Genomic DNA, 17449 nt, shown 5'->3' with positions numbered 1-17449 from the left:
TTTTCAAAGGTGATAGGCAAAGTGTATCGCACTCTGGCCTTCCCCCCAAAATAAGTGACGATGATTGGCAGTTTTCTGGACAGAGTGATGATAAAAGCGCCGCGAGGCGTCCTTTCAGGAAATATTTCCCGGGTGAATAAGATGCTTTTTCATCATGGCGCGTAGCTGGTGATAAGTCAGGCCAAGCAATTCCGCCGCCCGGCGCTGGTTGTAATTAGCCTGTTTCAGGCTGGTTTCGAGAAGCCGTTTCTCCTGCTCGTTTTGCCACTGCCGCAGATCGACAGGCAAAGCAGGCAGTCCCGAGGATTCAACGGGGGAAGAGATAACGGTGCGGCGAGCAAACGGGTCGAGGATCACTTCATCAACCGGCTCTTCGCTGGTGCCGTGGCGATAAACCGAGCGCTCCACCACGTTTTTCAGTTCGCGTATATTGCCGGGCCACGCGTAGTTCAGCAGTGTTTGCTGCGCCTGCTCGGTAAAGCCAGGAAAGAAAGACAGTTGCAATTCGCGGCACATTTGAATCGCAAAATGCTCGGCCATCAGCATGATGTCGGGCTGGCGCTCGCGCAAAGGGGGGAGGGTGACGACGTCGAAGGCCAGCCTGTCCAGCAGGTCGGCGCGGAATTTTCCTTCTTCGGCGAGTTTTGGCAGATCGGCATTTGTCGCGCATACCAGGCGCACGTTGACCTGCAAAGGCTGGCTGCCGCCGACGCGCTCAAGCTCGCCATATTCCACCACTCGCAGCAGTTTTTCCTGCACCATCATCGGCGCGGTCGCCAACTCATCAAGAAACAGCGTGCCGCCATCCGCGCGCTCAAAGCGACCGGGATGACGTTTCTGAGCGCCGGTAAAGGCTCCGGCTTCATGGCCGAAAAGCTCGGAATCCAGCAGGTTATCGTTGAGCGCAGCACAGTTCAGCGAGATAAACGGCCCCTGCCAACGGCGAGAAAGAAAGTGCAGGCGGTTGGCAATCAGCTCTTTACCCGTGCCGCGCTCGCCAATGACCAGCACGGGTTTTTCGAGAGGAGCGAGGCGGGAAACCTGCTCCAGCACTTCCAAAAAGCTGTTTGCCTCGCCGATCAGGTTATCTTTGTGTTCTGCCATGATGAAATTAACCAACTGTTAGTGAATAAAACCACTATAAACGCTATCCTTAAAGAGTCAAATTTAACTATTCTTTTTAAAATCAAAGAAATAAAAAGTTGGCACGGCAATTGTATTATTCATTACGTGCAGGGTGCCAGGCACCTGAAATAATGACTAAAGAGGATTGAATTATGGGTATTTTTTCTCGTTTTGCCGACATCGTGAATGCCAACATCAACTCGCTGCTGGAAAAAGCGGAAGATCCGCAAAAACTGGTACGCCTGATGATTCAGGAAATGGAAGACACGCTCGTTGAAGTGCGTTCCACATCGGCTCGCGCGCTGGCTGAAAAGAAACAGCTTTCCCGCCGCGTAGAACAGGCAACGGCTCAGCAGGCTGAATGGCAGGAAAAAGCGGAGCTGGCGCTGCGTAAAGAGAAAGAAGATCTGGCCCGTGCGGCACTGATCGAAAAACAAAAATTAACCGACCTGATCGCGACCCTGGAAGATGAAGCGGTTCATGTCGACGAAACCCTGGCGCGCATGAAAAAAGAAATTGGCGAGCTGGAAAACAAACTCAGCGAAACCCGCGCGCGCCAGCAGGCATTAACGCTGCGCCACCAGGCAGCTTCGTCTTCCCGTGACGTACGTCGCCAGTTGGACAGCGGTAAGCTTGATGAAGCGATGGCTCGTTTTGAATCTTTCGAACGCCGCATCGATCAGATGGAATCGGAAGCTGAAAGCCACGGCTTCGGCAAGCAAAAAAATCTTGATACCCAGTTTGCCGAACTGAAAGCAGATGATGAAATCAGCGAACAGCTTGCGGCGCTGAAAGCAAAAATGAACGCCCAGGATCGCGGTTAATTTTTCGCAACTGCGGTTGTGCGTGGCACACCGCAGTTCGTCTGACTTGTAAGGAGTACACATGAGCGCGCTTTTTCTGGCCATACCGTTAACGATTTTTGTGCTGTTTGTCGCCCCTATCTGGCTGTGGTTGCATTACAACAATCGCTCCGCAAACGGCGGGCAGCTTTCCCAGGGCGAACAACAACGGCTGGCGCAGCTCACTGACGAGGCGAAGCGTATGCGTGACCGCATTCAGGCGCTGGAACAGATCCTCGACGCTGAGCACCCGAACTGGAGAGACAAATAATGGTGAATACATTTTCCGGTCGTAAATTGTGGCGTATTCCTGAAAAGGGAATGCTGAAGGGCGTATGCGCAGGCATTGCGCAATACCTTGATGTGCCGGTGAAGCTGGTACGCCTGATCGTTGTTTTATCTATGATTTTTGGCCTGTTCTTCTTTGTACTGGTGGCCTACATCGCTCTGACGTTTATCCTTGATCCGATGCCGCAGGGCGCCGATATGGAAAAGCCGCAGCCCACCAGCCGTGACCTGCTTGATGAAGTGGATGCGCAACTGGCGGCAGGAGAGCAGCGTTTGCGTTCGATGGAGCGTTACATAACGTCGGATACTTTCACGTTACGCAGCCGGTTCCGTCAGCTATAACCAACCTGTAGGGCGGATAAGCTAGCGCCATCCGCCACGCCGTAGCGGTGGATGGCACATTGTTTATCCACCCTACGAATTTTCCACCCTGCGGAGAAAGAACCCATGACCACATTCCGTACTGCCAGTCAAAAAGCCAAGCCTGGTCTGAAAATCGCCGGTAAACTGGTTCTGCTCGTCGCCTTGCGCTACGGCCCGGCGGGCGTTGCGGGATGGGCGGTGAAATCCGTCGCGCGTCGTCCGCTTAAAATGCTGCTCGCCATGATGCTTGAGCCGATGCTGGCGCGCGTGTTGCGTAAAGTTTCCGGGAGAATAACGAAGTAGCGTTCTCCCGCTCTGGTTGATTTCTTTTTCCTCCCTCTTTGATTCGCTATTCATAATCCATATTTATTACACTCAGTGAAGATAACTTTCCCGTTAGTGAAATGGGCGCAACCAGGACGCAGATGAACAGAATCAAGAATGAACTCAACGCTCTTGTAAACCGCGGCGTGGATAGGCACCTGCGGCTTGCGGTCACCGGCCTGAGCCGCAGCGGCAAAACCGCATTTATCACGGCGATGGTTAACCAGTTGCTGAGCGTCAATAACGGCGCTCGCCTGCCGATGCTTAGCGCGGTGCGTGAAGAGCGTCTGCTCGGCGTTAAGCGCGTGCCGCAGCGTGATTTAGGCATTCAGCGTTTCACCTATGACGAAGGGCTGGCGCAGCTTTATGGCCAGCCGCCGAGCTGGCCGACGCCGACTCGCGGCGTAAGTGAAATGCGTCTTGCGCTGCGTTATCGCTCTAATGATTCGCTGCTGCGGCACTTCAAAGACACTTCAACCTTGTATCTTGAAATCGTGGATTATCCGGGCGAATGGCTGCTGGACCTGCCGATGCTGGCGCAGAATTATTTAAGCTGGTCGCGCCAGATGACCGGCCTGTTACAGGGCGACCGCGCCGGATGGTCAGCCGAATGGCGCAAATTATGTGCAGGTTTAGATCCCTTTGCTCCGGCCGATGAAAACCGTCTTGCGGCAATTTCCGCAGCCTGGACGGATTATCTGCTGCGCTGCAAAAGCGAAGGGCTGCACTTTATTCAGCCTGGCCGCTTTGTGCTGCCGGGCGATATGGCCGGCGCGCCTGCGCTGCAATTCTTTCCGTGGCCGGACGTCGATAATTTTGGCGAATCTAAGCTCGCCCAGGCCGATAAAACCACTAACCTCGGCATGCTGCGTTCGCGCTTTGATTATTATTGCGAAAAAGTGGTGAAGGGATTTTATAAAAATCACTTCCTGCGTTTTGACAGACAAATTGTGCTGGTGGATTGCCTGCAGCCGCTTAACAGCGGGCCACAGGCATTTAATGATATGCGCCTTGCGCTGACTCAGCTTATGCAGAGCTTCCAGTACGGGCAGCGCACCTTGTTCCGCAGGCTTTTCTCGCCGGTTATCGACAAGCTGTTATTCGCCGCGACCAAAGCCGATCACGTTACCGTCGATCAGCACGCCAATATGGTTTCGTTATTACAGCAGTTGGTGCAGGACGCCTGGCAGAACGCCGCATTTGAAGGTATCGATCGCGAATGCATGGGCATTGCCTCGGTGCAGGCGACGCAAAGCGGCCTGGTGGATGTGCAGGGCGAACAAATCCCTGCGCTACGCGGGAATCGCTTAAGCGACGGCGCACCGCTGACGGTTTATCCGGGCGAAGTCCCGGCGCGCCTGCCGGGCAGCGCATTCTGGGAAAAGCAGGGCTTTGAGTTTGAACAGTTCCGCCCGCAGGCGCTGGACGTCGACAGGCCGCTGCCGCATATACGCCTTGACGCCGCGCTGGAATTTTTGATTGGGGATAAATTGCGATGACCGAACCCTTAAAACCACATATCGACTTCGCACAGCCGCTGGAAGTAGAAAAAGAAAAGGCCTACAAGGCCGCTCTGGCTTTCAGCGAGCCGGAAGCCGAAAAATTCACCCCCGCGCTTGCCACTCCTGAAGAAACGGAAGCAGAAAGCCTGGCCGAAGCGGCGGTGGAGGCGGCACTGCGGCCAAAGCGCAGCATCTGGCGGCGCATGGTCACCGCAGGTCTGGGGCTGTTTGGTATCAGCGTTGTCGCTCAGGGCGTACAGTGGACGCATAACGCGTTCGTCACTCAGGACTGGATTGCGCTGGGCGGCGGTATTGCAGGCGGCTTAATCGTCGCTGCTGGCGTCGGTTCCCTGGCGACAGAATGGCGGCGTTTATGGCGTCTGCGTCAGCGTGCGGAGGAGCGCGATGAAGCGCGAGAGTTGCTCAGCAGCCACAGCATGGGCAAAGGCCGGGCTTTTTGTGAAAAACTGGCGCGTCAGGCTGGCCTTGACCAGGGGCATCCTGCATTGCAGCGCTGGTACGCCTCGATTCACGAAACGCAAAACGATCGTGAAGTTGTCGCGCTTTACGCTCAACTGGTACAGCCGGTGCTTGACGGCCAGGCTCGCCGTGAAATTAGCCGTTCCGCTGCGGAATCTACGTTGATGATTGCCGTTAGTCCGCTGGCGCTGGTGGACATGGCGTTTATCGCCTGGCGCAACCTGCGCCTGATCAACCGCATCGCAACGCTTTACGGCATCGAACTGGGCTATTTCAGCCGCATTCGCCTGTTCCGCCTGGTGTTGCTTAACATAGCGTTCGCAGGCGCAAGTGAACTGGTGCGCGAAGTGGGGATGGACTGGGTCGGGCAGGATATTGCCGCCCGTCTTTCGGCTCGTGCCGCTCAGGGGATAGGGGCCGGACTGCTCACGGCGCGCCTTGGCATCAAAGCCATGGAGCTCTGCCGCCCGCTGCCATGGATGGAGGACGATAAACCTCGTCTGGGTGATTTCCGTCGCCAGTTGCTGGTGCAGCTTAAAGAAACCATGAGCAAGAGCAAAACTCCGCCCTCCGCCTGACACTCAGGCAATGCCGTGACCGTCTGGCTTTACGGCATTGCCCGCATTCATACACTTATCTGTCAACTTTTCTTCACACATCTCTTCTGACCCGCAGGTATCTGGAGTATTATCACTCTACCCAATGATTCCGTTTTAATGCAAAAAGGTCACCTCCATGCGTCTGGAAGTCTTTTGTGAAGACCGCCTTGGTCTGACACGCGAATTACTCGATTTATTAGTGCTGCGCGGTATTGATTTACGAGGCATAGAAATTGACCCGATTGGTCTCATTTACCTGAATTTCTCTACCCTGGATTTCGACTCATTCAGCAGCCTTATGGCTGAGATCCGTCGTATCCCAGGCGTGAAGGACGTGCGTACGGTGCCGTGGATGCCGTCTGAACGCGAGCATCGGGCGCTGAGCGCGCTGCTTGAAGCCTTGCCGGAGCCGGTACTGTCCCTGGATATGAAGAGCAAAGTTGAGCTGGCCAACCCGGCGAGCTGCGCGCTGTTTGGGCAGGGCGAAGACAAGCTCCGTAACCATAACGCGGCAAGCCTTATCAACGGTTTCAACTTTATGCGCTGGCTGGAAGGCTCGCCTGCGGATTCGCACACTGAGCATGTGGTCATCAACGGGCAGAATTTCCTGATGGAAATCACGCCGGTGCATCTGGATGGTGAAAATAACCAGCCGATGCTGGTTGGCGCAGTTGTGATGCTGCGTTCAACGGTGCGTATGGGTCGCCAGCTACAGAACATCACCCAGGCCGATACCAGCGCGTTCAGCCAGATTATTGCGGTCAGCGCGAAAATGCGTCATGTCGTCGAGCAGGCGCAGAAACTGGCGTTGCTGAATGCTCCGCTGCTAATCGTTGGCGATACCGGCACCGGGAAAGATTTGCTCGCTCACGCCTGCCACCTCAGCAGCCCGCGCGCGCAAAAACCTTACCTGGCGCTGAACTGCGGTTCGATGCCGGATGACGTGGTTGAAAGCGAATTATTCGGCCACGCGCCGGGCGCTTATGCCAACGCTATAGAAGGGAAAAAAGGCTTCTTCGAGCAGGCGAACGGCGGCTCGGTATTGCTTGATGAAATCGGCGAAATGTCGCCGCGCATGCAAACCAAGCTGCTGCGTTTTCTCAACGACGGCACGTTCCGCCGGGTGGGAGAAGAGCATGAGGTGCATGTCGACGTGCGCGTGATTTGCGCGACGCAGAAAAATCTGGTGGAGCTGGTACAGAAAGGCGAGTTCCGCGAAGATCTCTATTATCGTCTGAACGTATTGACGCTTAATCTGCCGCCGCTGCGCGATCGCCCGCAAGATATTATGCCGCTCACCGAACTGTTTGTGGCGCGCTTTGCCGATGAACAGGGCGTGCCGCGTCCTAAACTGGCCAGCGATCTCAGTAACGTATTAACGCGTTACGGCTGGCCGGGCAACGTTCGTCAGTTGAAAAACGCCATTTATCGGGCCTTAACCCAGCTTGAAGGTTACGAGCTGCGTCCGCAGGATATTCTGTTGCCTGATTTTGATACCGCGAGCCTTGCGGTTGGGGAAGAAGCGATGGAAGGGACGCTGGATGATATTTCGCGACGTTTTGAGCGCTCGGTGTTGACCCAGCTTTATCGTACTTATCCAAGCACCCGTAAACTGGCGAAACGTCTTGGCGTGTCGCATACGGCGATTGCCAACAAACTGCGTGAATATGGCCTGAGCCAGCGTAAAACCGAAGAGTAATCTTTTTAATGTCCCCCTTGTGGGGGACATTCACACCTTAAGCCTTCAGGGCTTCCAGCGCCGCAGCATAATCCGGCTCGTTAGTAATCTCGTTAACTAACTGGCTGAATACCACTTCGTCTTTTTCGTTGATCACAACAACCGCACGGGCTGTCAGACCTTTCAGCGCGCCTTCGGCGATGCCTACGCCATAATCCTGCTGGAATTCAGGGTTACGCAGGGTGGACAGGGTAATGACGTTGCTCAGACCTTCTGCGCCGCAGAAGCGAGACTGCGCAAACGGCAGATCGGCAGAAACACACAGAACCACGGTGTTCTCAAGCTCGGTCGCCAGTTGGTTGAATTTACGCACGGATGCCGCGCACACGCCGGTGTCGATGCTTGGGAAAATGTTCAACACTTTACGTTTGCCCGCGAACTGGCTCAGTGCAACGTCAGAAAGGTCTTTTGCGACCAGCGAGAAAGCAGCGGCTTTGCTGCCAGCCTGTGGGATTTGACCTGCAACCGCAACCGGGTTGCCCTGGAAATGAACGAGTTGTGACATGTTTGATTTTCCTTTTTACATATAATTAACGCCGCATGCAGTGTATTCCAGGATTCATCGGATGAATATAAAAAACTGATACTGCACGTAAAAGTGTTCGCTCCTATACTGAGCAAAAAACCCCGGTGACAAGGTTAACGATGAGAACAGTTAAGGTTTATCAGGAAGCATGGCCGCTGCATACGCCGTTTGTTATCTCGCGCGGCACGCGCAACGAAGCGGTTGTGGTGGTGGTTGAACTTGAAGAAGACGGGATCAAAGCCGTGGGTGAATGCACGCCGTATCCGCGCTATGGCGAAAGCGAAGCTTCGGTACTGGCGCAGATTACAACGATAATCCCGCAGCTTGAACTTGGCATGACGCGCGAGGCGCTGCAGCAGGCTTTGCCAGCGGGAGCCGCTCGTAACGCCGTTGATAGCGCGCTGTGGGACCTGGAGGCGCGACGCAAAGGAACTTCCGTGTCGCATCTTGCCTGCGTTGAATTACCGGAGATGATAACGACGGCACAAACGGTAAGCATTGCCGCTCCTGAGCAGATGGCCGCCGCCGCCGCGTTATTGTGGAAGAAAGGCGCACGTTTGCTGAAAGTGAAGCTCGACGATCGTCTGATTGCCGAACGCATGGTCGCCATTCGCGCGGCGGTGCCGGAAGCGGTGTTGATTGTTGACGCCAACGAAGCCTGGCATAGCGACGGACTGGCTGCACGCTGCCAGCTACTGGCCGATTTAAACGTGGCGATGCTTGAACAGCCGCTTCCTGCCAGCGAAGACGGCGCGCTGACAAACTTTATCCATCCGCTGCCGATCTGCGCCGATGAAAGCTGTCATACGCGTGAAAGCCTCGCCGCGCTGAAAGGACGCTATGAAATGGTGAATGTGAAACTGGATAAAACCGGCGGCCTGACCGAAGCGCTGGCCTTAACGCAGGCCGCGCGTGAGCAGGGCTTTGATGTGATGCTGGGCTGCATGCTTTGTACCTCACGCGCCATTGCCGCAGCACTACCGCTGGCGGCTAAAGTTCGCTTTGCCGATTTGGATGGTCCAACCTGGCTTGCTGTGGACGTTGAGCCAGCCCTGCATTTCGAAAACGGGAAACTTTATCCTTAACCGCTTTAACGATGCCAGTGCAGCAACCCCATCATCGCATCAAGATAACGCTCACTGGCTTCATCGGCGGAAACAGGCGGGAACTCTGCGGTGATGCATGGCAGGTTAAGGTCCGCACACCAGCTCCCAAACGAGCCCGGCGTTTCGTAGCCCACGCTTGTCACCAGCGGTAATTCAAAAGCATCCGCAAGCCAGTTGCCCAGCAAAGAGTTGTCGGGGTCTTCGATGCAGCCAAGCGGATCGTGAAACGAAACGACCCATGCAGGCTGGAGCGAATGAATTAACTGGCAAAGTGCGGTAGTTTCGGGCTCGGAACCGGGTTTTGCGCCGGTAGATAACACCACGTCACGTTTGTCTGCGCTGCTGTTCCAACGATAAACCGTTTCACCTGCTTTCCAGTTCGCCGCGGGGAAGTTGCGATTCAGATCGACGCCGTTGGCATTGGCGCGCAGGCCAAGCTGGCAGCCGTCCGGGTTGACCGCGAGTACCACGTGATGACGGCGATATTTTGACTCAAGGGTGCGCAGGGCGCAGGAAAGCGTCACCATCGCTGCGTTTTCATCGCCGTGCGTTCCGGCAATGATCAAACCGCTGCGTGTTTCGCCCGGGCTTGCCGGGAACCACAGCAAGGGCGCGCCGAACACTGATTTACCGTAACGTTCGCTGCCGGGCGGCAGATGGCCGCGTTGTGGGCGAGGGCGGTGACCGGGCATAGCATTCCTTATATGAGTCAAAAGTTTCCAACATTAATAGCAGGGTTTAACGAAAATCTCATCTGAAACAGTCGGCTGCCGGGCCGTGCGCGGGCCTCGCCCGGACTGCGACAAATGACAGCGCTCAAGTTATAAGAATTTAATTGCCCCCCGCGGTTGCATTGCGGCATGTTGTTTGCTTTTCTGATTGGCAAAACAAGCAATTGCGCTACTTTGCCCATCAACGACAGGCGTGCGTTTACCGCCGAAAATGCAATCCTAAATAAGGTAACTGATGAAAAAAACTTTTCGTATTACCTGCTGTGCGCTGGCCGTGGCCTGCACGTTTTCGCAAACCTGGGCGGCGGAAGTGCCTGCCGGAACCCGGCTTGCGCCCGCTCAGGAACTTGTGCGTCATATTAAAGACGAGCCTGCGTCTCTGGACCCGGTTAAAGCCGTTGGCCTGCCGGAAATCCAGGTCATCCGCGATCTTTTCGAAGGCCTGCTTAATCAGAATGAGAAAGGGGAGTTGGTGCCGGGCGTGGCAACAAAATGGCGCAGCAATGATAACCGTACCTGGACGTTTACCCTGCGTGACGATGCCCGCTGGTCTGACGGCTCTGCGGTTACGGCAGAAGATTTCGTTTATAGCTGGCAGCGTCTGGTTGACCCGAAAAACACTTCGCCCTTTGCCTGGTTTGCGGCACTTGCTGGCATAATGAATGCTCAGGCCATTATTGATGGCAAAATGCCTGCGGATAAGCTGGGTGTCACGGCGGTGGATGCTCACACGCTGCGTATTCAACTCGATAAACCCGTTGCCTATTTCCCGAATCTGACGGCGAACTTCTCGCTTTATCCGGTTCCCAAAACCGTGGTGGAAAAGCTGGGGCAGGACTGGACCAAACCCGGCAACCTGGTTGGCAACGGCGCATTTACCCTGAGCGAACGCGTGGTAAATGAAAAGCTGGTGGTGATACCGAATAAAAGCTACTGGGACAACGGTAAAACCGTGCTGACCAAAGTGACCTTTATGCCCATAAACCAGGAGTCCGCGGCAACAAAACGCTACCTGGCAGGCGACATAGATATCACGGAGTCCTTCCCGAAAACCCTGTATCAGAAGCTGCTGAAGGACATTCCGGACCAGGTATACACTCCGCCGCAGCTCGGCACGTATTACTACGCATTTAATACGCAAAAAGGCCCAACCGCAGATGCGAAAGTCCGCCTTGCGTTGAGCATGACCATCGACCGCCGCATTATGGCCGAAAAAGTGCTTGGAACCGGCGAAAAACCGGCCTGGCGCTTTACGCCGGACGTGACGGCAGGCTTTAAACCGGACCCGTCGCCGTTCGAACAAATGAGCCAGGAAGAGCTGAACGCTCAGGCGAAAACGCTGCTGCGCGCGGCAGGTTACGGCGCCAATAAACCGCTTAAACTTACGCTGCTGTATAACACTTCGGAAAATCACCAGAAGATTGCCATTGCCGTGGCCTCCATGTGGAAGAAAAACCTCGGCGCGGAGGTGAAATTACAAAACCAGGAGTGGAAAACCTATATCGATAGCCGCAACACCGGCAATTTTGATGTGATTCGCGCTTCCTGGGTTGGTGATTACAACGAGCCTTCAACGTTCCTTTCGCTGCTTACTTCTACACACAGCGGCAATATTGCGCGCTTTAATTCACCGGCCTATGACAAAGTGCTGGCTCAGGCGAGTCAGGAAGTGACGGATGCGGCCCGTAATAAAGATTACAACCAGGCGGAAAGAATTATCCAGGAGCAGGCGCCAATCGCGCCTGTTTATCAGTACACCAACGGGCGTTTAATTAAGCCATGGCTGAAGGGATACCCGATAAATAACCCGGAAGACGTTGCCTACAGCCGCACGATGTATATTGTGGCGCACTGATGCTCAACGCACATTCCCTGCTCATAAGAGCAGGGAATGTCATTTTCTATCGCTCAGAGGTAGTCAAATCATTTACCGGGCAATATCGGTCGAGCAGATGAGGTTTTTCCATGTTGTTAATTCTGCCAGACGCGATTCGTACTCCTGCGTCAGAAGATCGAAAGCATCCGAGCCGGCTGCAAATCGTAAGGGTTTTTCCTGAGCTGCTGCCAGCGTCAACAGCGCCTGGGCAAGCTTAGCTGGGCTGCCCGGCTGAGCATGGTTGTATTCGCGATAGCTTTTCTCCCCCTCTTGTCGCAGCGAATCATAATCGCTGACCGATGGGCTGGCAAAATGCACCGATCGGTCATCAAGAAAATCAGTACGGAAGAAACCAGGCTCAACAATGGTGATAGTAATGCCAAAACGTGAAACTTCCCGGGCGAGCGAGGCTGAATATCCTTCCACTGCGAATTTGCTGGCGCAATAAATAGAGGCAATATCGTAGCCTATCGCTCCGCCGATGGAGGAAAAATTAAAAATCTGGCCTGCGCGCTGTTGGCGCATATAGGGCAAGGTGGTTTGCGTCATGGCTATCTGGCCGAAGACGTTAGTTTCAAACTGCGCTTTTACAGAATCGGTTGTCACCTCTTCGAAATATCCCATCTGGCCATAACCGGCGTTATTAACCAGCACATCAATACGGCCAAAATGCTTCACGCAGTCTTCCACCACCTGCGACTGCTGTTGCCGATCGCAAACATCCAGCGGCAGTAACAGTAGGCCGGGCTGCGCCGGGAAAGTGTCCCGCAGTTTTTCGAGGCTACGGCCCGTTGCGCAGACGTTCATACCGGCAGACAGCGCCGCTTTCACTATTTCCATGCCGATGCCACGGGTGGCGCCGGTGATTAACCAGGTTTGTTTCATCGTCAGAGTTCCGCAAGTTCGGCAGAATTGCCGGAAACAAGTGTATGGCGCGCCTGAAGTTGCCCGTTAAACAGATCCTCTTTTTTTATTGCACGATCCTACTTTTAAATAGTAAATCATCCGTTTTCTTCTATTATTCACGCAATCAGCTTTCTCAACCGGAGATACGATGCTAAACGAGGCCATTGATTTTATAAATCAACATAATAACCGCGAAGGGATTATCGATACGGCCCATCCGCGGGTGCATTTTATTTACGGTGAAAAGCCTGGGGAACTTATTACCACTTTGCATGAACCTGCGCTCTGCGTAGTGATATCCGGCGCCAAAAGGGTGGATGTTGCCGGGCATGTCTATGAATACGATCGTTATTCCAGCCTGCTGGTTTCCGTTGATTTACCTCTGACCGGCCAGATTATTCAGGCGTCAGCGCAATGTCCTTATATTTGCCTGCGTTTGTCTTTATGCCGGGAGGTGATTATGGATGTCATCACCGATGCGGGGCTACAGCAACAAAACAGGGGCGAGAAGGCCACGGGAATTTCGCTGGTTGATAACGACAGCGGTATAACCGATGCTTTCAGACGGCTGACTGAAAGTCTGAAAAATTCTGTGGATGCAAAGCTTCTTGGCGCTATGGCCGAACGGGAAATTATTTACCGTATTCTCAGAAAACCCGAAGGAGAATTTCTCTGCCGGATGGTATTTAGCCGGCAAGCCGAGGCTTCGGTCGTTCGCGCCATTGCCTGGCTGAAGGAAAACTATGCGCACGGTTTCAGCATGACGAAGCTCGCAAAGCATGCCGGTTTAAGCGTGTCGGCCCTTCATCTGCATTTTAAAAAAGCTACGCTGCTCACGCCGCTGCAATATCAAAAGCAGCTTCGTCTGCACGAGGCCCGACGGCTCATTCTCTTTGAACAAATGGATGCGGCAAGCGCTGCCTTCCAGGTGGGTTATGACAGCCAGTCGCAGTTTAGCCGGGAATACCGCCGCATGTACGGACTGCCGCCAATAAAAGATCGCATGGCCGCTGTGCCTGGTTAACTTCAGCCCGGCGATTTACCAGATGTAGCCTACCGCGGCGATAGCGTATAGCTCGCCCCTGTGCTGAACAAGGGGGCTGTCTGCGATATCTTTGTCATAGAGCTCATAATTGGCAGCAACCATGCTTACCCATCTGGAACTCCAGCGATAGCTGGTAATAACGGCTGCCATCGGGGAGTAGGTTGTTCCCGTGTCCCATTGCTGCCGCCGGGGCGTGGCCTCGTTAGCCGATACGCCGCCGAAGTAATAATTTGCCAGCCTGTCGCTGCGGATCATCATTCCCATACCCGGCATCACAAGCAGTTTATCCATAATGATGGGGAAGTCGGCCCACAGCAAAGCTTCCTGCCCGTTGCTGCGACCGCTTACATCGGAGGCGATTCGTGCGCTTAGCAGAGCGTAAGGCGTGATGATGGTCGCGCCTGCGCCCGCTTCGAACTCCCATTTGCGCTTCTCCATGCCATCGAATGCGCTACTGTCGTCGGGATCAAGATTGCCAAAACGCACTCTGCCGTAGCCGTAAGCGGCCACCGTATCATCGAGGTGGAAGTAGTAACGAGCCCGGTCGCCCAGGTACATGAACTGATTGCCGAAATAAACGGCGCCGGGAACCACGAGGGCGTCGTTCTTCTGCGCATCATAACGCGCCTGGCCGCCAATAACGGCTACGCCTGGCACAAACCCTTTAGGAACCGGGCTGGAGGCGTTGTTCTGCGAAAATATATCAATCGAGCCCAGATCGAGCTCAGCATGAGCTTTGACGCTAATTATCAGGAAAAGACAGCGGGCAAAAACGGAGTATCGGTATTGTCTCATCATATTTCCAGCAAGGTTGAGCGAGTACAGGAAGCCATCCTTAAGGATCAACATCCGCTCATAATTAATTAAGACAACACGGCGTCGCTTCACCGATTATTCAACTAACTTTATCAGGTAATCTTCATTTAGGTAGCTGAACGAAAAAATACCCTTATCGAGGTGGAAAATGGCATCTGGTTGGGCAAATGACGACGCGGTGCAGGAGCAAATCGACAGCACGATAGATGATGCCGTCGCTCGCGCACGTAGCGAATTACCAAAAGGTGAAAGCCTGACGCATTGTGAGGAATGCGGAGCGCCTATCCCTGAAAAACGCCGCAAAGCGATTCCCGGCGTGCGGCTGTGCGTGAAGTGCCAGCAGGAGGAAGACGCCAGAAGATCTACGTTTTCAGGCTACAACCGACGCGGCTCGAAAGACAGCCAGTTGCGCTAGTCAATCCTCAGGCTGGTAGCTCTGCCAGCGATTCCTGCCCGCTTCTTTCGCCTGATAAAGCGCGGCATCAGCCTGCGCAATAAGCCGGATGGCAGAAGTGCCTTTAACGCAGTTGGCAATGCCCTGGCTGATTGTCACGAAGGGAGAAATCGGCGAGCTTTTATGCTCCATCCCCAGCGCCTGCAAATTCATTTTCACACGTTCGGCAATCGCCACCGCCTGCTGCGGTGAAGTATCCGGCAGCAGCATAATAAACTCTTCACCGCCAAAGCGCGCCACTACGTCCTGAGTGTTACGCGCAGCGCTTTCCAGACAACGCGCCACGTTGATCAGGCATTCATCTCCGGCCTGATGTCCGTAGCGGTCGTTATATTTTTTGAAATGATCGACATCCAACATGATAAGCGTAAGTTCAGCGTTCGTTTGCTGCAGGCGTTGGATCTCTTTTTCCAGCAGTAGCTGGAAAGAACGTCTGTTGGCGATACCGGTCAGCGGGTCCCGATTCGCCAGCAGCTTTAGCTGGTTGATTAAATCGACGTTTTCCTGCTCGCGACGAATGGCGAGCACAAACCAGCTACGCAGAATTCGCCTGCCGGACTCAAACAGTGCCGCCATCAGCACGTATAAAATCGCATTTAAAGCGGTAAGCGTGGTGGGATAGACAAAGTTGCATACCAGAATCACTATCCAAACCGGCAAGGTAAAGCTGAGCAAAACTCGCCCGTCAAAGTACAGCGAAATTAAGGCGGTAAAAATGAGCAGCGCCGAAAATGGGAAAACAATTCTCACATCGCCGCTGGCGATAAAGACATAAAAACACAGGGCCCACAGTCCGCTGAGACAAAACATCGTCCAGTGAGTGAGTTTACTAAGCCAGGGCGCTTGCTGGTCGGGGGCCATCCGCAGAATGAAGATGACCGCTGCCGATAAGGCGAGTATCAGCACCATTGAGATTTCCAGCAGATGTCGGGGATGATGCGGCCCGGCCGCCAGACTCTCAGGGGAAAAGTAATTACGACCGAGGATAAACGCGGAAAACAGGATATTTATCCAAAGAAACCAGGTGCCGCTGACGGTGATGGCGTGCTGGCGTATCATGCTGAGGCGTAAGTCAAAATCGGGGCATGCTTTACGTCTGTCTGACAAACTCTTCTCCTGGAACCGCGTATAAAGAGATTTCTCTTTGCGGTTAACTGTAGCGCGTGTGGCTATCTTGTCTAATGGTTAACGGTGAGAAACGTTTTTTCTTTAATTAATTCAGCGCGTTTGCTTACAGATGCAGGTTGATTAACAAAACAGGATGACTAGACTGACAACAGAGTCGTTATCCGTTGAGGGAAAGAGAGTGGAAGTATTGAAAGGGGCCGAGCTCAATGTGCCTGATGCCGTGTTCACCTGGCAACTGGACGGGCAGGGCGGGGTCAAACCGATTGAAAACGACACCATCATCGATCGTGAGCATCCATGCTGGCTGCATCTTAATTACACCAATCGTGACAGCGCAGACTGGCTGGCGACAACGCCGCTACTGCCGAATTATGTCCGGGATGCGCTGGCCGGCGAAAGCCTGCGCCCGCGCGTGTCGCGCGTTGGGGAGGGGACATTAATCACTTTGCGCTGCATTAACGGCAGCACCGATGAACGTCCGGACCAGCTTGTTGCGATGCGTTTGTATATGGACGAACGCCTTATCGTATCGACCCGTCAGCGACAGGTTCTGGCGCTTGATGACGTGGTTAACGATCTGAACGAAGGCACCGGGCCTACGGACTGCGGTAGCTGGCTGGTGGATGTTTGCGATGCGCTGACCGATCACGCCAGCGAATTTATCGAACAGCTCCATGACAAAATTATCGATCTCGAAGATAACCTGCTCGATCAGCAAATTCCTCCGCGAGGTTTCCTGGCGCTGCTGCGCAAGCAACTGATTGTGATGCGTCGTTACATGGCTCCGCAGCGGGATGTCTACGCACGTTTATCAAGCGAGCGGCTGCCGTGGATGAGCGATGATAATCGCCGTCGAATGCAGGATATCTCAGATCGGTTAGGGCGAGGGCTGGACGAAATAGATTCCTGCATAGCCCGCACGGCGGTGATGACGGACGAAATCGCGCAGGTCATGCAGGAAGCGATGGGACGACGAACCTACACCATGTCGCTGATGGCGATGGTGTTTTTACCCAGCACCTTCCTTACCGGGTTGTTTGGCGTAAACCTTGGCGGTATTCCGGGCGGCGGATGGCATTTTGGCTTTAGCCTGTTCTGCCTTATGTTGGTGGTTCTGATTGGCGGTGTTGCCTGGTGGTTACATCGCAGTAAATGGTTGTAAAATTTCACATTTTTAACATAATTGTCACCAAAAAAGGCCGCCTGATTTGAGCGAAGTCAATAAACCGCCACGCCATTAGAGGCAATATCTCTCCCGCAGGTGAATGCAACGTCAAGCGATGGGCGTTGCGCTCCATATTGTCTTACTTCCTTTTTTTTAGAATTACTGCATAGCACAATTGATTCGTACGACGCCGACTTTAACAGTCGGCTTTTTTTTGTCTGCGATTTGTTGTCTATGCTTAAAGGGAGAACTAACAGGAGGAGTTTATGACTTATCACCGAGGCATATTTATGAGCGACCCGACCCCCAGCGATCCGGTACCGAATCCCGATCCTTTTCCAAAACCGCAACCGATACCCGATCCACCTGTTGACCCCGATCCGAAGCCCATCATCGATCCGCCGCCGCACATGTAAAGGGTTCCCTCTCCAGGGC

General features: G+C 54.0%; 19 protein-coding genes. 13 read left to right on the top strand and 6 right to left on the bottom strand.

Going from position 1 to position 17449, the window contains the following annotated elements:
* Nucleotides 1-114 precede the first annotated feature (114 nt).
* On the bottom strand, nucleotides 115-1104 hold the full coding sequence (pspF, locus tag MUA00_RS19455; RefSeq protein WP_271124640.1) for a phage shock protein operon transcriptional activator: 990 nt from the start codon (nucleotides 1102-1104) through the stop codon (nucleotides 115-117).
* A 173-nt stretch (nucleotides 1105-1277) separates the two neighbouring features.
* Between pspF and pspA the strand changes: the two genes are divergently transcribed.
* The 7 genes from pspA (at nucleotide 1278) to tyrR (ending at nucleotide 7222) form a co-directional block, all read left to right on the top strand.
* Nucleotides 1278-1949, top strand: a complete 672-nt coding sequence (pspA, locus tag MUA00_RS19450; RefSeq protein WP_271124639.1) for a phage shock protein PspA — start codon at nucleotides 1278-1280, stop codon at nucleotides 1947-1949.
* A 61-nt stretch (nucleotides 1950-2010) separates the two neighbouring features.
* Nucleotides 2011-2238 (top strand): envelope stress response membrane protein PspB, encoded by a 228-nt coding sequence (pspB, locus tag MUA00_RS19445; protein WP_271124638.1) that lies wholly within the window; start codon nucleotides 2011-2013, stop codon nucleotides 2236-2238.
* The gene (pspC, locus tag MUA00_RS19440; RefSeq protein WP_271124637.1) at nucleotides 2238-2597 is read left to right on the top strand and encodes an envelope stress response membrane protein PspC; all 360 of its coding nucleotides are present in this window, start codon (nucleotides 2238-2240) and stop codon (nucleotides 2595-2597) included. Before pspB ends, pspC begins: the two co-directional genes overlap by 1 nt.
* Before the next feature lie 105 nt (nucleotides 2598-2702).
* Nucleotides 2703-2921 carry a phage shock protein PspD gene (pspD, locus tag MUA00_RS19435; protein ID WP_271124636.1) on the top strand — a complete coding sequence of 73 codons (219 nt, stop codon included), beginning with the start codon at nucleotides 2703-2705 and terminating at the stop codon, nucleotides 2919-2921.
* A gap of 122 nt (nucleotides 2922-3043) precedes the next feature.
* On the top strand, nucleotides 3044-4441 hold the full coding sequence (locus MUA00_RS19430; protein ID WP_271124635.1) for a YcjX family GTP-binding protein: 1398 nt from the start codon (nucleotides 3044-3046) through the stop codon (nucleotides 4439-4441).
* Nucleotides 4438-5502, top strand: coding sequence for a YcjF family protein (locus MUA00_RS19425; protein ID WP_271124634.1), 1065 nt, complete (start codon nucleotides 4438-4440; stop codon nucleotides 5500-5502). Before MUA00_RS19430 ends, MUA00_RS19425 begins: the two co-directional genes overlap by 4 nt.
* Nucleotides 5503-5659: 157 nt before the next feature.
* Nucleotides 5660-7222, top strand: a complete 1563-nt coding sequence (gene tyrR / locus MUA00_RS19420) for a transcriptional regulator TyrR (protein WP_271124633.1) — start codon at nucleotides 5660-5662, stop codon at nucleotides 7220-7222.
* A gap of 37 nt (nucleotides 7223-7259) precedes the next feature.
* On the opposite strand, the gene tpx is transcribed toward tyrR, so the two are convergent.
* Entirely contained in the window at nucleotides 7260-7766 is a 507-nt protein-coding gene (tpx, locus tag MUA00_RS19415) for a thiol peroxidase (RefSeq protein WP_271124632.1), read from the bottom strand.
* Nucleotides 7767-7906: 140 nt separating this feature from the next.
* Here tpx and ycjG point away from each other — a divergent pair, with 140 nt between their 5' ends.
* Nucleotides 7907-8872 (top strand): L-Ala-D/L-Glu epimerase, encoded by a 966-nt coding sequence (gene ycjG, locus MUA00_RS19410; protein WP_271124631.1) that lies wholly within the window; start codon nucleotides 7907-7909, stop codon nucleotides 8870-8872.
* A 5-nt stretch (nucleotides 8873-8877) separates the two neighbouring features.
* On the opposite strand, the gene mpaA is transcribed toward ycjG, so the two are convergent.
* Complete coding sequence (gene mpaA / locus MUA00_RS19405) at nucleotides 8878-9585, bottom strand: murein tripeptide amidase MpaA (protein ID WP_271124630.1); 708 nt, start codon at nucleotides 9583-9585, stop codon at nucleotides 8878-8880.
* A 274-nt stretch (nucleotides 9586-9859) separates the two neighbouring features.
* Between mpaA and MUA00_RS19400 the strand changes: the two genes are divergently transcribed.
* Nucleotides 9860-11479, top strand: coding sequence for a peptide ABC transporter substrate-binding protein (locus MUA00_RS19400; RefSeq protein WP_271124629.1), 1620 nt, complete (start codon nucleotides 9860-9862; stop codon nucleotides 11477-11479).
* Between the two features lie 72 nt (nucleotides 11480-11551).
* Here MUA00_RS19400 and MUA00_RS19395 read toward each other — a convergent pair whose 3' ends face one another.
* Nucleotides 11552-12385, bottom strand: coding sequence for an SDR family NAD(P)-dependent oxidoreductase (locus tag MUA00_RS19395; protein ID WP_271124628.1), 834 nt, complete (start codon nucleotides 12383-12385; stop codon nucleotides 11552-11554).
* Nucleotides 12386-12554: 169 nt separating this feature from the next.
* On the opposite strand from MUA00_RS19395, the gene MUA00_RS19390 reads away from it, so the two are divergent.
* Entirely contained in the window at nucleotides 12555-13430 is an 876-nt protein-coding gene (locus tag MUA00_RS19390) for an AraC family transcriptional regulator (RefSeq protein WP_271124627.1), read from the top strand.
* Nucleotides 13431-13445: 15 nt separating this feature from the next.
* Here the strand turns inward: MUA00_RS19390 and MUA00_RS19385 are convergent, their stop codons facing one another.
* Nucleotides 13446-14246, bottom strand: a complete 801-nt coding sequence (locus MUA00_RS19385) for a MipA/OmpV family protein (protein WP_271124626.1) — start codon at nucleotides 14244-14246, stop codon at nucleotides 13446-13448.
* A 169-nt stretch (nucleotides 14247-14415) separates the two neighbouring features.
* Between MUA00_RS19385 and MUA00_RS19380 the strand changes: the two genes are divergently transcribed.
* Nucleotides 14416-14682: a DksA/TraR family C4-type zinc finger protein gene (locus MUA00_RS19380; RefSeq protein ID WP_271124625.1), complete on the top strand. Its 267-nt coding sequence runs from the start codon at nucleotides 14416-14418 to the stop codon at nucleotides 14680-14682.
* Here the strand turns inward: MUA00_RS19380 and MUA00_RS19375 are convergent, their stop codons facing one another.
* On the bottom strand, nucleotides 14683-15828 hold the full coding sequence (locus tag MUA00_RS19375; RefSeq protein ID WP_271124624.1) for a GGDEF domain-containing protein: 1146 nt from the start codon (nucleotides 15826-15828) through the stop codon (nucleotides 14683-14685). It lies immediately after the preceding gene.
* A 199-nt stretch (nucleotides 15829-16027) separates the two neighbouring features.
* On the opposite strand from MUA00_RS19375, the gene zntB reads away from it, so the two are divergent.
* Together zntB and MUA00_RS19365 are read left to right on the top strand one after the other, a co-directional pair.
* Nucleotides 16028-17011 (top strand): zinc transporter ZntB, encoded by a 984-nt coding sequence (gene zntB / locus MUA00_RS19370; protein ID WP_271124623.1) that lies wholly within the window; start codon nucleotides 16028-16030, stop codon nucleotides 17009-17011.
* Between the two features lie 269 nt (nucleotides 17012-17280).
* Complete coding sequence (locus tag MUA00_RS19365) at nucleotides 17281-17430, top strand: hypothetical protein (protein ID WP_271124622.1); 150 nt, start codon at nucleotides 17281-17283, stop codon at nucleotides 17428-17430.
* The last annotated feature ends 19 nt before the right edge of the window (nucleotides 17431-17449 follow it).

The organism is Dryocola boscaweniae, assembly GCF_025215095.1.
Lineage (GTDB): Bacteria > Pseudomonadota > Gammaproteobacteria > Enterobacterales > Enterobacteriaceae > Dryocola > Dryocola boscaweniae.
This window is presented reverse-complemented; position numbering and strand designations above follow the sequence as displayed.